Origin of the sequence: Microcoleus sp. EPA2, from assembly GCA_020882975.1 — a bacterium.
GTDB lineage: Bacteria > Cyanobacteriota > Cyanobacteriia > Cyanobacteriales > Microcoleaceae > Microcoleus.
Genome location: JAHRFD010000001.1, coordinates 38,384 through 53,854, shown reverse-complemented (window position 1 = coordinate 53,854; position 15,471 = coordinate 38,384). Strand labels below are relative to the sequence as shown.

At 45.2% G+C, this 15,471-nt stretch carries 10 protein-coding genes and 1 CRISPR repeat array; of the genes, 4 read left to right on the top strand and 6 right to left on the bottom strand.

Annotation, left to right across the window (positions count from 1 at the left end):
• Positions 1-153 precede the first annotated feature (153 nt).
• From AAFP14_RS00170 to AAFP14_RS00150, 5 genes are all read right to left on the bottom strand, one after another.
• Positions 154-759: a DUF4276 family protein gene (locus tag AAFP14_RS00170; protein ID WP_341730328.1), complete on the bottom strand. Its 606-nt coding sequence runs from the start codon at positions 757-759 to the stop codon at positions 154-156.
• A 33-nt stretch (positions 760-792) separates the two neighbouring features.
• Positions 793-2,010 (bottom strand): AAA family ATPase, encoded by a 1,218-nt coding sequence (locus tag AAFP14_RS00165; RefSeq protein ID WP_341730327.1) that lies wholly within the window; start codon positions 2,008-2,010, stop codon positions 793-795.
• A 119-nt stretch (positions 2,011-2,129) separates the two neighbouring features.
• Complete coding sequence (locus AAFP14_RS00160) at positions 2,130-3,011, bottom strand: ABC transporter permease (RefSeq protein ID WP_341730326.1); 882 nt, start codon at positions 3,009-3,011, stop codon at positions 2,130-2,132.
• Between the two features lie 519 nt (positions 3,012-3,530).
• Positions 3,531-4,210: direct repeats of the CRISPR family, unit length 36 nt; unit sequence GTGATTAAACCTTTGATGCCGTAAGGCGTTGAGCAC.
• Positions 4,211-4,529: 319 nt separating this feature from the next.
• Positions 4,530-5,897 carry a thioredoxin-disulfide reductase gene (trxB, locus tag AAFP14_RS00155; protein ID WP_341730325.1) on the bottom strand — a complete coding sequence of 456 codons (1,368 nt, stop codon included), beginning with the start codon at positions 5,895-5,897 and terminating at the stop codon, positions 4,530-4,532.
• A gap of 1,091 nt (positions 5,898-6,988) precedes the next feature.
• Complete coding sequence (locus tag AAFP14_RS00150) at positions 6,989-7,672, bottom strand: peptidoglycan-binding domain-containing protein (RefSeq protein WP_341730324.1); 684 nt, start codon at positions 7,670-7,672, stop codon at positions 6,989-6,991.
• A 196-nt stretch (positions 7,673-7,868) separates the two neighbouring features.
• Between AAFP14_RS00150 and AAFP14_RS00145 the strand changes: the two genes are divergently transcribed.
• The 4 genes from AAFP14_RS00145 to AAFP14_RS00130 all read left to right on the top strand — a co-directional run bounded on the left by AAFP14_RS00145 (position 7,869) and on the right by AAFP14_RS00130 (position 14,090).
• Positions 7,869-9,800, top strand: a complete 1,932-nt coding sequence (locus tag AAFP14_RS00145; protein ID WP_341730323.1) for an SdrD B-like domain-containing protein — start codon at positions 7,869-7,871, stop codon at positions 9,798-9,800.
• Positions 9,801-10,478: 678 nt separating this feature from the next.
• The gene (locus AAFP14_RS00140; RefSeq protein WP_341730322.1) at positions 10,479-13,010 is read left to right on the top strand and encodes an SdrD B-like domain-containing protein; all 2,532 of its coding nucleotides are present in this window, start codon (positions 10,479-10,481) and stop codon (positions 13,008-13,010) included.
• A 77-nt stretch (positions 13,011-13,087) separates the two neighbouring features.
• Positions 13,088-13,252 (top strand): hypothetical protein, encoded by a 165-nt coding sequence (locus AAFP14_RS00135; protein ID WP_341730321.1) that lies wholly within the window; start codon positions 13,088-13,090, stop codon positions 13,250-13,252.
• Complete coding sequence (locus AAFP14_RS00130; RefSeq protein ID WP_341730320.1) at positions 13,230-14,090, top strand: SDR family oxidoreductase; 861 nt, start codon at positions 13,230-13,232, stop codon at positions 14,088-14,090. Before AAFP14_RS00135 ends, AAFP14_RS00130 begins: the two co-directional genes overlap by 23 nt.
• Positions 14,091-14,381: 291 nt before the next feature.
• Here AAFP14_RS00130 and AAFP14_RS00125 read toward each other — a convergent pair whose 3' ends face one another.
• Positions 14,382-15,413 carry a hemerythrin domain-containing protein gene (locus AAFP14_RS00125; RefSeq protein ID WP_341730319.1) on the bottom strand — a complete coding sequence of 344 codons (1,032 nt, stop codon included), beginning with the start codon at positions 15,411-15,413 and terminating at the stop codon, positions 14,382-14,384.
• Positions 15,414-15,471 lie beyond the last annotated feature (58 nt).

The window sequence follows — 15,471 nt, the reverse complement described above, 5'->3', positions numbered from 1 at the left end:
GAGGTTAAGGATGTTGAGAGATCGAGCGGTGGCGCGATCGAGGGAATTTTTGTTACATTTTTTACGACTTGTCCTCCGAAAGCATGACCTCTAAATCATCGATCGCGATCCTAGCTCAGCAACAGCGCGATCGGCAATTATCTGTAAAGTTGATTATACCTGGGAACTATCGATACTTTCTAATAAACCTTGACAAAAGACTTGGAAGCTTTTAGAGCGATTTGATTCAGGATTCATATATTTAGAGATTTCGCTAGAGGCTTTATATTTTTCTAATCCTCCCTGATGATATCCAGCTCTTCGTAAAACTCTTTCTAAAGCCTCCCATGTGCCTCCTTTGATAGCATCAGGATCTCGATAGGGTTGTTGATTAGCTAAATTGGCAGAGACTTTAGGATAAGCTTGGCAAATTGCTTCAACATCGCCGAAAAACCATGCTTCTAATTCTTCAACCACAATTCGATTTAATACTTGAAAAGATTTATTTTTTTGACATGAAGATTTAGTAATTAATCCGGCTAATATTGCTATATTTTCTAGTTGCTTTTTTAATTTTAGACAATCTTCTCGATCTTCATCTATTAAAATAACAATTTTCCAATCAAGTGGAAGCCATGCTTGATAACCTTTCAAACGGTTAGGCAATTTACAAATTAAATCATCTTTTCCTCTAAAAGCATGAATTTTAAATGTAACAGTCGATGGCAATATTTTAGGCAAAAGCTGGGTTAAAGCTGATTCTAGGGATGATTCTTCCACTAAAAACTCAAAATGCAAAATGCTCACCTCCTCTTAATTTTTAGGTTTAAATGATTGAGGAGCACCCGCATTTTTGAGGGGGTTTCCTACCTCAAAAAAATCTTCCATCCACAGCGAACCAAGTAATGCACCATGATCCATAAATTGTTTTACTCCCTGCATATCTGCGGTTCTTTTTGCTTGAGTAAAACCTTTTTCATCTCGATATAATACCCATAATTCTTCTGGCTTTAAACTATCCACAAAAAAAGGAGAATGGGTTGTTACCATTAATTGAGTATTAGCAGAAGCAGAACGACACTCTTCGGCAACTTGAGGTAATAAACGCGGATGTAAATGATTTTCTGGTTCTTCTATTCCAACTAATTGCGGGGGATTGGGGTCAAACAATACTGTTAGATAAGCTAAGAGTTTTAACGTACCGTCGGAGGCATATTTTGCCAAAATGGGATGAGAAAAAGGAGCATCTTTAATTTCCAACAAAAGTCTGCCATCTTGCATGACAAGAGCCTCGACTTTTTCCAGGCGTGGAATACGAGCAGAAAGGGTTTTTAGTATTTCTTCTAACCGTTGGGGATGTTGTTCTTTTAGATATTGAATAACATTTGGTAAATTGTCACCAGTGGGGGACAATCTTTCCTGTGCACCTGCTTCGGGAAGGCTGCGGGTATTATCGGCGGTTAAATAAGATAAATACCAACCTGTAATAAACCGCCTTAAAGCACTGACGCGGGGATGTTTGGCAAATTGTCCTAATGTATTTACTGCTAATAATTCAGAGGATGCTAGTTGTTCGGTTATCCTTTCATCTTCTTCATCAGGAGTTGCGCCACTAATAACTTGTCCTTCGCCTTTTTTGAAATCTAAAAAGCGAAAAGGTTTACCTTGACCTGCTCGTCTCCACTGTAGCCATTCTTCAGCGATAAAAGGACGATTGTTTTCTTCATCTATGGCGAGATGATAGGTGATTAACGGTGATTTTGATGTCTCTCGATAGTTTAATTCAATGATGATACAGCCTGTACTGTCTCTGGTACGTAATTCTCGGAATCTGCCTCGTCTATCCCATGCTTTTCTTAGGCTTTCGGTGAAACATTCAGACAGGAAAGCGAAAACATCAAAAATAGTTGATTTTCCGCTCCCATTTGGTCCTAAGAAGACGGTTAAGGGAGTAATTTTTTTAAGTTCTAGATTATGTAAAGCTCGGTAGTTTTGGACTTTGAGATATTCTATACGAGGAATATTTTTCATTTCACATCCTGAATTATAGTGTCTGTTTATTTAATAAGTAGTCTGTTAAATTCCCGACTTTTTTAAGAAGTCGGGAGTCTGGGTGTTGGTTTGTTTGAGGTTGTGCTAGAGGAAAATGATTATTGATTCCGCAGTTTAGGATTAACAAACTCATTCAATCCTTCTCCGACAAAAGACAATCCTACTACCATTAAAGTCATAGCCAAACCGGGAAACAAAGCTGTCCACCAAATTCCTGTAGGTAGTGCATCCAGGGCTAAACGCAAATCATGTCCCCATTCAGGAGTTTCTTCAGGAAGTCCCAAACCGAGAAATCCTAAACCTCCTAGGGTTAAAATGGCATCGGCTGCATTGAGCGCAAACAACACTGGTACGCTCTGAATCACGTTCAAAAACAGATAGCGGGAAAGGACTGTCCAAGTATCAGCCCCCATAGCTCTAGCGGCTTCAACAAATAATTCCGTTTTGATGCTGGTGGTGTGATTTCTGACAACACGGTAGTATTGAGGAATGTAGGAAATGCTAAGGGCGATCGCAGCATTCAAAACTCCTTTCCCCACTACAAAAGCTAGGGTTAAAGACAGTAGCAATCCCGGCAAAGTATAAATTGTATCCATTAAAAACAACAGGATGCGATCGAGTTTGCCACCTAAATAACCGCTAACCAATCCCAAGGGTACACCGATCGACAAACTCAAACCTGTAGCCAGAAGGACTACTTGCCAAGCAGCCCTAGAAGCAAAAAGCGTTCGAGAAAAAACATCATAGCCACTGCGGGTAGTCCCAAACCAATAGGTTGCTGAAGGCGGTTCGTGGATGGGATTGATTAAGGCATCTGTAGGATTTTGCAGCCATCCCCAACTCTGTAGGGTGGGGGTGAAGGTGGCAATCAATACAAACGCAGCGGTGATTGTCAAACCTACCCACATCATTTTCATGGACAGGTTTGAGGGTGCCGCAAGGTTGAGAAATCTCGGTAGTCGGAGTCTGCCTTGAGCCATAATTAAATAATTGGGAATTGGGAGTTGGGAAACCGTTCGATCTACTCAAATAGAATAGCGTCGATCGGCTTGTTTCCGGTGGCGCGATCGTGATTTAACCGGAGCTAGGACGCAGATAACAAAGAGAGATATCTGAGACAAGTTCATATTCCGATGAAGAAAGGAATTGAGATCGCTGGTGTGTTGAAGCCATTGTGGCTTAAAATAGTTTTGGTATTAGGTCTGTTGATGGAAGCTCTGAGGAGATTCCTGAAAATTTAAGCACCTCTGGTTGTGGAGAACTCAACTAGGCTTTTATGAGGCTCAAAACCTTTACCTGATTGGGTTTGAGGTCTCTCGAACAGGGGAGGAGGTGCTTGCATTTTGACAGAACCTAGGCTGTGTAAGCTTTTGAGGGTTGCTGTATGTCTGTGGTGATGACCTTTTTTGCCATAATTGCTATCTCCGGGTGCCTTGAGTGCTGGGGTGCTTGCAAAACTGGCCAGGAGGCATTGCTATATAAGGCTTTCAGGAACCGCTGTGATTAAACCTTTGATGCCGTAAGGCGTTGAGCACAATTTAGATTGGGCGCAATCAGACAAATCAATTCTTGTGATTAAACCTTTGATGCCGTAAGGCGTTGAGCACCGGAGTTAAAATCCGATAAAATCGGATTAAGATGTGATTAAACCTTTGATGCCGTAAGGCGTTGAGCACTGCCGATACGGCGCGCAAAATAATCCGTGCGTCTGGCATGTGATTAAACCTTTGATGCCGTAAGGCGTTGAGCACTTGTGGGACATCCCGGCGATATGACTAACTTGACAGTGATTAAACCTTTGATGCCGTAAGGCGTTGAGCAGATTCCCAGCTCTGTGACTGTAATTAAAGACTGTGCAAGTGATTAAACCTTTGATGCCGTAAGGCGTTGAGCACTTTTACCCGGCGAGAATACGGGGATAGTCGTAGATGTGATTAAACCTTTGATGCCGTAAGGCGTTGAGCACGACTGACATCACGGCAAATCCTATTCACATAGTGCGCGTGATTAAACCTTTGATGCCGTAAGGCGTTGAGCACAATAGGGCTATTGCTTTTTATCGTGGCTATAAGTGTGATTAAACCTTTGATGCCGTAAGGCGTTGAGCACGGGTAGGAAGCGATCGCCAAGCTCGAAGGCGATCGTGATTAAACCTTTGATGCCGTAAGGCGTTGAGCACCTTCCAAATCTGTTGACAGTAGCGGGTTGGCGGGTGTGATATAAAATCCTCTCTTCATCCTCCTGTATTAAACTCTCTCTTCTCTTCCTTTGCGTCCTTCGCGCCTTCGCGGTTAAATCATTTCGATACAACCGGAATTGATATGATTAAACCTTTGATGCCGTAATATCGTTTCCAGTTAGATCGGAATGATTTAACCGCAGAGAACACAGAGGACACAGAGTCCGAGAGTGCATCTGAATAATTCAGATGCTACCGGATTGGATATGAGGCGTTCAACACAGCCTTGAGAAAAGACCCAAAACAGAAGCAGCAAGACCTACAAATTACTGGCAATTAACTCACGGTACTGGCTTTTTGGCTTCACTCCTTTGAGCTCCGTCACCAGAGCCTTGTCCTTAAAATACTGAATCGTCGGTGTTCCCACCACACCAGCATTTTCCGCAATTTCTGGATCTTCTTCAATATCAATTTCCACGTAGTGAATTTTGCCATCAAACTCATCTACGACTTTGTTCAAAATCGGCTTGAGACTGTGACAAGGCCCACAACTAGGAGAAGCATATTTCACTACAATCAGTCGATCGCTATCATGGAACAACTTCCGCAAAGCATAAGCTCCTTCGTGTCGCGTCAGTTTGATATCAAAATTCTCGCTAGTTTCCCGCACTCTGGGAGTTTCCGCTACAGGTGCAGGAGTCTCCAATGACGACTCAGTTTGATGAAATTCCTGAGTTAAACCATTGGCCGAAAGCCACCTTTCTGCCAACATCGCACCCATACAACCACTACCGGCGGCGGTGATAGCTTGCCGAAACTCATGGTCTTGGACATCCCCAACGGCGTAAACTCCCTCAACGCTGGTTTCTACCGAGCCATGTTTCGGCCTAATGTAGCCGATTTTGTCCAGTTCTAGTTGACCTTGGAATAAACCAGTATTGGGAGTGTGACCGATCGCATAAAACAACCCATTCACGGGCAAATTGCTTTCTGTCCCTGTTTCGGTATTTCGGACTCTAATCCCTTCGAGCTTGCCGTTACCGTAAACATCCACAGGCTCAGTGTTCCAGTGCACGGTAATTCTCGGATTGTTCAAAACCCGGTCTTGCATGGCTTTGCTGGCTCGCATGGAGGACGAACGCACCAACATATGAACGTGAGAACCATACTTGGTGAGATAAACTCCTTCTTCTGCTGCTGTGTCGCCACCACCAACTACTGCTAATTCTACGTTTTTGAATATCGGTGTAGCTCCGTCGCAAATCGCACAGGCAGATATGCCTAAATTCCAGTATTTTTCTTCGCTTGGTAGGTGCAGCCTTTTGGCTGTCGCGCCTGTAGCTATTACTATAGTGTGGGTTTTGATTTCTCGATCTTCCGATCGCACTGTAAACGGCCGCTGGCTCAAATCTACAAAAGTTACATCTTCTGTGTATAATTCTGCACCCCAACGCACTGCTTGAGCTTTCATCCGATCCATTAGTTCCGGCCCGGTGATTCCTTCGGGGAAGCCGGGAAAGTTTTCCACTTCTGTGGTGGTCATCAGTTGCCCGCCGGGGACTCCTCCGCTTTGATACCCTTCAAAGACTACGGGCTTGAGATTGGCTCTCCCAGCGTAGATGGCTGCTGTGTAGCCCGCAGGGCCTGAGCCGATAATGACTAGATTTTCTACGGTTTGTGTGGTCATAGCTGTTTATTCAAACTCATAACGACTTCGTTTAATCTTGATTATAACAAATAGGGGAAAAGTTGGATCGACCGTAGTTAATATTGTTGAGTAGTTGAGGGCGATCGGGCCAACTTAAGTTAATTAGATAAGCAAAAGCAATCTAACAGCGGATTTAGTTTTAAATGTTCGATCTAATTTTTCACCCCAAATCTTAAGAAAATCTAAAGACAGCCAAAATTATTGACATCATTCTCAATTATTTTACCTATTTACTTGTTTTGAGGCTTGTGGTACGATTTTCACAATCCAGGGGCATTATGACTAATTTGGATTTTTAACCCTGAAACTTTCTAAATTCGTAACATTAACCAACTCTTCCAATGTCAACAGTCATTTTTATAGATAAAAAATGCCCGATCAATGTTTAAGAATTGTAAAGCAAAATTGACCTAATTTGACAAATAAGCATTATTGTGATAAGCAAAAGGCGATCGCGTGGCCAGGGAACAATAAACAAAACGCCTTGTTAATCTAAAATCCACTCTTCATCATCCTGTATTAAACACTCTCTTCTCGAACTTCGCGTCCTTAGCGCCTTCGCGGTTAAATCATTCCAATACAACCCGAATTGATAGGAAAACTAAGCATCAACTAACAATTAAAATGTTGAGGGCCTAGCACGTCGGATGCCAGACCCTCAAAGGTTTGTACTTTCAATTGATTCAAGTTATTTTGAGCTTGCTCAAACTAAAGGTGGGCTTTTTTGGCAACTACTCTGCTCTGAGCTAGCTATTAGCGGAGTCTATTCAGACTTCTGTGTTTGACTGTCCGATCGCAACTTGTGCTTAAGAACTTTCGATTCTTAAAATCGCCTTAAGCTGACTAACTAATCCGATCGCCACATCAACCTTTCTTTGCTAATCAGCTACAGGGTTCAGGGGCTGCCTGAGAACTAGAGACGATGAGGACAAATACTCTAATTCCAAATCTTTAATCCAAGTTATTTGTGCTGCTTGGCTTTGTCCTTCATGTTTTTAAACTAACACAGACTTTCGGCAAAACATCAATTTCTTTATTAAAGTTAACAATGAGCTACTGTTGACTGTTGTTTAGGGCGATCGCCCTAAAACGGCCCAAGTCGCAGAGCCAACAATGCCATCGGCGGCTAGTTGATATTGTCGCTGAGCAGCCTTGACCGCAGCTTGGGTTTCGCGGCCGAACACGCCGTCAGCTCTCGATCGCAAAAATCCTTTAGCCCGCAGTCGTTCTTGCAAATCTCTGACTGCCGAGCCCCGCATTCCTCTTTTCAAAACCGGAAAACTAGCTGGTGTCGGCTCAGGGTTAGTCTGAGGATTTTCGGCTACCGGATTGTTGCTGTCGATCGGACCTGCGATCGCCCCGGTGGTGGGAGGAAACAATCGATTCCAAGTATCTTGACCAACTATACCGTCGGGAGCAACCCCCGCGGTTTCCTGAAACTTGGACACGGCGGTGGCGGTGCTTTGGGAGAAAACCCCGTCTACATTGTCATCGTAAAATCCCAATAATTTCAGAGCAGCTTGGATTTCTCGGACTTCCGATCCCCGACTACCTAAGCTGAGTGTGGGGCGAACCATTACACCTGTTTGAGCGATGATGTCGCTGCTGCGATCGCGATGGGAAGTTGCTGGGAGTGCCACAGCGGGAGTAGGGGCGATCGAACTAATTGCCACAAAACCGCACAAGCTCCAGATTCGGAGCCAACTCCCGATCTCGTGGGGGTGAATCCTGTTGGTTGTTAGGTTTGGGGACATTACAAATTCGACCTTTGCAAAACTGGTAGCGATCGTACCTCAAATCTGGAAAAAATGGGAAATTGGGAATTGGGCATCAGGCATCGGGTAAGTCTTGTTGAGATTACTCGCTACTAAATGCGTGACAGCTTGACCCAAAACTGTTAGATTTCCCTACAACAGACATTGAACCGCGTTCATTGGGTCCAACAACACCATGTCCGAATCGACCAATATCACCAGAAACGCCAGCCAAATAGACATCACCAACGTCAATATCGGCAACTTCCAAGTCGGCACCATCAGTGGCAACAAATACAACGACCTTAATGCTAACGGCCGTCCCGATCCTGGGGAATTCCCACTGCCTAACTGGCAAATCTACCTTGACCTGAACAATAACCAGAGGTTGGATGTTAACGAACCTTCCACCTTCACCAACAGCCAAGGCAACTACATCTTTGCCAACTTACCAGCGGGCGTCTACCAAGTTAGAGAAGTTCAGCAACCTAATTTTCGCCAAACTACACCTAACCCACCACCGATCGGCATCACCAGCGGGACAAACGTCACCAGCATCAATTTTGGTAACAACTTCAACGCCGGGACGATCGCGGGTACAAAATTCAACGACATTAACAGAAATGGCAACATCGACCCCGGAGAACAGCCCCTAGCTAACTGGCAAATTTACCTCGACCTCAACCGCAACAACAGGCTCGATGGTGGCGAACCTGTCACACTGACCAACCTGCAAGGTAATTACGCCTTTGTCAATATTCCCGCAGATACATATTTTGTCCGAGAAGTCCAGCAGCCCGGTTTTCGGCAAACCACGCCCAACCCAGGCCCGATTACTGTGACTTCCAACGCCACAATTAACAATGTCAATTTTGGGAATATTTTTTTTGTAGGTAACATCAGTGGCATCAAATACAATGACCTAAATTTCAACGCCATCCGAGATGCGACGGACCCGCCCTTAGCCAACTGGCAAATTTATATTGACCTCAACAGAAACAGTAGGCTGGACGCTGGCGAACCGAATACTTTCACAAAACCTGATGGCAGCTATAATTTTATAAATGTTGACCCCGGCAACTATTTGGTGAGGGAAGTCCAACAACCGGGGTGGGTACAGACTACCCCAAATCCGAGCGCGATCGAGATTACGGGAGGTACTAACGCAGCCGGCATCAATTTCGGCAACAATTTTCCCACTGGTAGCATCAGTGGGTTCAAATTCAACGACCTCAACGCCAACGGTATCTACGAACCAACGGAGCCCAAAGTTGCCAACTGGCCGATTTACATCGACCTCAACGACAATAACAGACTAGAACCCAATGAGCCTTCCACTATCACTAATCCCCAGGGCAATTTTTCTTTCATCAATTTGCCCCCTGGCCGTTATTTAGTGAAGGAAGTTCCGCAGCCCGGTTTTCGGCAAACTACCCCCAATCCTACTCCGATATTTGTCACTAACGGTACTAACGCCACTAACCTCAGTTTTGGGAATGTGTTTGCTACTGGTACAATTAGCGGTTTCAAATTCAATGATTTTAATGCTAACGGTCGTATCGATCCGGGGGAACCGCCGATTCCCAATACCCAAATTTACATCGACCTGAATAACAACAACAGTTTAGAGCCAGGGGAAGCAAGTACCTTTACTGACTCCCAAGGTGGCTACACTTTCCGTAATGTTCCCGTGGGTACTTATGTTCTCAGGGAAGTAACGCCACCTGGTTTTATTCAAACTACTCCCTTGGCTGTGGTGACAGTTTCTACGGATGTCCGGGCTAGCAGCATTGATTTGTTAACCGGAGATGCTGTCGAAAGGTTAGCAATGTCTTTCCCAGGTGACTCGCTCACGGGGACTGACGGCTATGAAGGCGATGTGTCTACAAGTGGGGAAAGGTTGGCAGAAAGTTGGCTTTTGAGTCAGGAAAATGGTACTTATCAAAGCAGTTATTTGGCGATCGATCGCTCTGTTGCCAGTTTAGGCGAGCAAGCTTGGTTTGACCCACAGAATGTCAGTCGGGAACCCTATTCAGAAATTAACCAAATTGTCAATACCAATGACAAAATTAATTGGGCGATGGGTGACTTATCTCTGACAATGGGGGCGATCGGTAAGTCAACTTAATCAGTAAAATCCGATGTTACAGCCCCAAAGTACCGAAAAAATCGGGGTTATGAGTAATTTTTGGGAGGTGCACATACTGAAAAATACCGCAATTTGAGAGAGAAAGGGCTGCACGAGTTAGCAGTCGCAAACCACACCAAAAACTTAGGAACACATTAAACCCCGATCGCGTGATACTCTATTGTTGGCAACTTCCAACACTCAAGCCAGAGTTCCGGGAACCCCGAAGCTTGGTTGTAGATTGGGAGCAAGATTCTGAGAGAGTCTGAGCCATTTTAAAGATAGAAAAATTAGTGACCTAGGGGCAGAGGAACTGGACGCGCAAGTCTTAAAGATCGGCGCTCAAATTACCAGATTTCTTCAAAACCTGATATAATTGCCAGCGACAAAGCTTAAGGCTTTGTTGTGTGAAAAGCCTCGTTGGAAAAAGTAAGGCAAGTTCTGCCTGATTTTAAGCCTGTGGACTGGTAGGAGCCGACTCCCCAGAGTGAAGCAGGAAGTGAATTTCAGCTTACAATCAGTAGGTTTGAGTAAGTTTCACAGAACGGAACATTGCCTCAAGCGCAGACATATGTAAAATCGAATAGCGGTTGTCAGCTATCAGCAAAAGCTGTTGGTCATTGACAAACCCATACAATAGTCTGTAATTTACGTGGATTTAGGTGTGAAGGAGAAATCATGGAATTAGAATTAGAAAATGAGCTACGCAGTGCCCTTCAATTACAACCAGTTGTGGTTGGGAATGCTGGCCCGGCAATTTTAGGGATCAAGTTCAATGACTTGAACGCCGACGGTATCCGGCAGTCCAATGAACCAGGCCTAGCAAACATCCCCATCCTCCTCGAACCAGCCATCGGCAGCAACGGCCAATTCAATGCAGCTAACGGAGATATCTCTGTCCTGACAGACGCTAACGGTGGGTTCTCATTCATAAATCTTGTTCCTGGGAATTATGTAATTACCGAAACAGTACCTGCTGGTTCCCGCCCTACTACTCCCAACCCCCTCGCTGTTAACGTTGGAAACGCCAATGTCAACGTTTTCTTTGGTAACACCACAGTTACAGGTAGCCGGATCGTTGGATGCAAATATCTAGACTTAGATGGCGACGGCTTTCGAGATGGTGATGAACCGGGCATTAAAAATGTCAGAATATATCTCGATGGCAGCAACGGTAGCGTCCCCAACGGGCAATTGGATGCAGGGGAACTTAACACCCTCACCGACAAAAACGGTGCATGGTCCTTCAACGTCACACCCGGAACCTACAAAGTTAGGGAAGAACGGATCAGACCAGCAGTTCCTCCCAATGCCAACGGAGTAGAAGTGAATGCGACCAACGCAGAACCCTTAGAAACAAGGGATTTTCTCCAAAGCACCCCGCCTAATAACATTCCGCTACTAGATGTAACAGTAGCTGCGGGTCAAACTTTTGCCTGCGCTCAAGTTGGTGACACCCCGCTTTATCAAATTGAAATTAACAAGTTTCGAGACATAGACCGCAACGGTTCCCGAAATGTGGTTAATGGAGTTTTCGAACCCCCCATTGCTCGCGTACCCTTCATTTTAGATTTAAATAACAACGGTCGCTGGGATTCAACCACTGAACCCATTGCACTCACCGATGTCAACGGAGTCGCTACCTTCAAGGATTTGCGAGCTGGCAATTACCCAGTATTGGAAATTTTTCCAGCCACATTGCCAGATGGCAGTGCCCCTGGCAACCTGAATGCTCCCGTCTCAACTACTCCTAACCCCGTTGTGATTTCGGCACCAGGCCCCCAAGCACGATTCCAGGGTACGATCAGCAAAGAACAACCGCTGATTGTAGCAGACTCCACCTATACACTGAAGCCAAACGATCCTAAGTTCGTAGATACTAACCGCGACGGCACCCAACAGGCAGGGGAAAGATCCATTGCGACAACTGGTGAGCGGCCGATTTTTGCAGCGCCAACAAACACTTTACCAGCGCGTAACCCTTCACCGTCACTGACGTTTTCTCCTGTGGGGGTTAATCCTGGCAATGACACCAATAGTCCTGTGGGCAACACTCGACCCAACATCAATGTATTCAAATACAATGACCTGAATGCGAACGGTCGCTACGAACCAACTCAGGGTGAAGCACCTATAAGCGGTGTTACAGTCTTCCTCGACACCAACAATGATGGGGTTGCTAACGCCGGAGAAGCACAACTACAGACTAATGCCCAAGGGAGAGCAGCATTTACCAACTTGGCTCCTGGCAATTACACAGTGCGGGAAGTAGTACCTGCAAACTTCTCGGCTTCTACACCTGTTAGCATTCCGGTGACGGTGGCCACTCAGGATGCCAACGTTACTTTTGCCAACACACCCAACAGCAACATCACTGGTTGCAAATTCGAGGACTTCAATCTCAACGGCTATCGAGATGGAAATGAACCGGCTATTGCTGGTGTCACCATTTTTATCGATACCAATGGCGACGGTCAATTGCAGTCAACAGAACCGACTACTACGACCAATCAGTTTGGTACCTTTGCATTCAACAATTTGGCGCCTGGTAATTACAAGATTCGAGAAGTAACTCCTCCTGGTTATTTCCAAACCACTCAACCTGTGGATGTTGTTCTCGGTGCCAATCAAACCTTTACCTGTGCTTTGGTGGGTAACTCTCGTCGCTATGATTTGTTAGTTCCTAAATTCCGGGACGATAACCGTAACGGTGTACGGGATGCCAACGAACTTCCTCTAGAAGGTGTTCCATTTACTTTGGATTTGAACCGGAACGGTCGTTATGATGCAGCCACCGAACCGCTAGTCAGAACTGATGCCCAAGGTATTGCTCGCTTTACCGATTTGTCTCCGGCTAATTACTCGGTTTTGGAAGTCTTCAACGTGGCTTCTGTTCCCAACCCGTTCCCTATCCCAACAGGTCCGAACCCAGTTAACTTTAATGTGCCTGGTCCGAACACAGTGCCTTCGCCAGTTCGTACAGCAAGGAGTGTTTCTGGCCTCGATCCTCTGACTGAAGGTGGACTTGATGCTACGGTTATGGCCAGCAGCATTGATACCGACTCGATGATCGCAGGTGAAAATGCAGGTATCAGCTTTGTTGATGACATGAGCTTGAGCCGCGCAGCGAGTGCACTAACTGTAGTGTTGCCTGAAGATAAGAAGGATTTACTCTTAGGCGCTCCTGCTACTTCTCCGATTGGTTTCTAATGTTAAGTTGAATCTCTAGTTGGAGATTCAACTATTAGCTAGTAGCTGGTTTCAAAAGCACGTCAACATATGTTGACGTGCTTTTTGCTGGGGCGATCGCCGTCAGCGGTTTCTGCCGGCTAAAACAGTCTTTAGTAGTAGGACACGATCTGCAAAAAGAGCGATTCCCACTATATAAAAAACCTTTATTTATAGATGTAGAACTTAAAGGATTTTTTTATGCCAACCAAACAGAAGACTAATCCGGCTCAACATCAACCACAGCAGCCCGGTGTGGAATCCCAAATGACCCCGCCACCTCAATCCTTCGCTACCGAATATCGTGGTAGTGACAAATTGCGGGATAAAGTAGCGCTAATTACAGGCGGAGACAGCGGTATCGGGCGGGCGGTGGCCCTGGCTTTTGCCAAAGAAGGCGCAGACGTAGCCATTGCTTATCTCAGCGAAGATGAAGATGCCAAAAAAACCAAAGAGGCGATCGAAAAACAAGGCCGCCGCTGCATTTCCCTCTCCGGCGACATCGGCGACGAAAACATCTGCCAAAACCTGGTCGAACAAACAGTCAAAACCTTCGGTCGCCTCGATATCCTCGTCAATAATGCCGCGGAACAGCATCCCCAAGAAAGCATCGAAGATATCACCGCCGAACAATTAGAGCGCACCTTCCGCACCAACATTTTTTCAATGTTTTACCTCACCAAAGCCGCTCTCAAATACCTTAAAGAGGGAAGTGCTATCATCAACACTACCTCTGTCACCGCTTACAAAGGCAATCAACAATTGCTAGATTATTCCTCAACAAAAGGAGCAATTGTTGCCTTTACTCGTTCTTTGTCCCAGAGTTTGGCAGAAAAAGGAATTCGGGTCAACGGAGTAGCCCCCGGTCCGATTTGGACTCCTCTAATTCCTTCCACTTTCCCCGAAGAAAAGGTGGAGAAATTTGGTGCTGATACGCCCTTGGGACGCGCTGGTCAACCCGATGAAGTTGCTCCTAGTTACGTGTTTTTAGCTTCTAAAGACTCGTCTTATATGACTGGTCAAATTTTGCATCCCAATGGTGGGTCTGTAATTAATGGCTAGAAAGGACTAGAGTCTTGACTACAAGCTTTTTTTTAAGTAGGACTAAAGTCCTGATTACCAACCTGATTTTTAAGTTGGTAATCAGGACTTTATATCAATTCTGGTTGTATCGGAATGATTTAACCGCGAAGGCACCAAGGACGCGAAGGAAGAGAGAAGAGAGAAATAATAATTCTGATGTTAACGGATTTGATATAAAACATTAATCCCGCCACGTTGGTGACGGGATTGATAGGTGGGAGGTTAGCTATTTTTCAGAGCGGCTGGATTTGAAATTAGCTGACTGCTCAATTAGCTCATGCTAGCCATTTCTTGCTGCAATGTGCTTTTAGCTGCTTTAAATTGAGTGGCCATTTGCTCCATTTGGGCTTCGCTAAAGTGGTCGCGAATTTTAGAGAACATATCGCTTTCTTCTTGTTTTACGTGAGCCTTAACCCCTGCTTTTAGCTGGGCGATTTGAGCTTTGAATTCAGAAGTAGCATGGGGGTTGAGAGCCTTGATTTGTGAGAGCATTTGCTTCATTTCGGCTTGCTCATTATACAGTTCTTGAGTGTCGCTGTAATAGCTGCGAACTGCTGGGTACACAATTTGTTCTTCTGCTTCGGCGTGCACGCTTAAATCTTTGTACAACTGACCAAAGAATTCTTGCAGTTTTTGGGGATCTTCGGTTTTTTCGATTTCCATAAATATGGTATCGACTTTGCGGTGATCCATGGAGATGAGTTCGATGATATTCATTTCATCTTTGGTGCGGGTGACAGCACTACCGATGATGCCACTCATGGCAGCCATTCCATCTTGGACGCGAGCCCAAACGCCTTGATCGGGGTCTTTTCCAGTTAGTTCGCGCACGCCCAAAACTTCTAGCATTCCTTTGAGTTGTTCTTGGTGAGCGCGGTTTTCAAAGTTGACTGTGTTGAGGGGGGTAATCGCAGCTTCGATATCGGCACCAACTACTTGGGCGGCTTTGTGAACTAAGAGGCCGGCCATTGTTTGTTTGTGTTTGAGGAGTTCGTGCTGACTTACTTTTTCAAACATGGTTAGTTCAGAACCTTTCATGAGTTTCTGAACTGCTTCAATCATTTCTGTGGTGGTTTCTTGTGGCTCAGATTGAATTCCATATTGAACGATCGTGGTTTCTAATACGCCCATGTTTTTGCGATCGTCCTCAAGCATATCCCGGAAGCGATCGCACAGTTCGGCATCGTTGCAGGATTTGATAAACATTTCTTCGTTAGCGATGAGCAACTTTTGCAGTGCTTTCATGTCTGCTAATTTCATGCCGATCGCTTGACGTTTGGTGTCTTCAAGAGTAGCTACCATTGCTCTGTTCTCCTCTGAATGTCTGTCGTGTTCTTATCTTTAAAGGTATTGAAATATT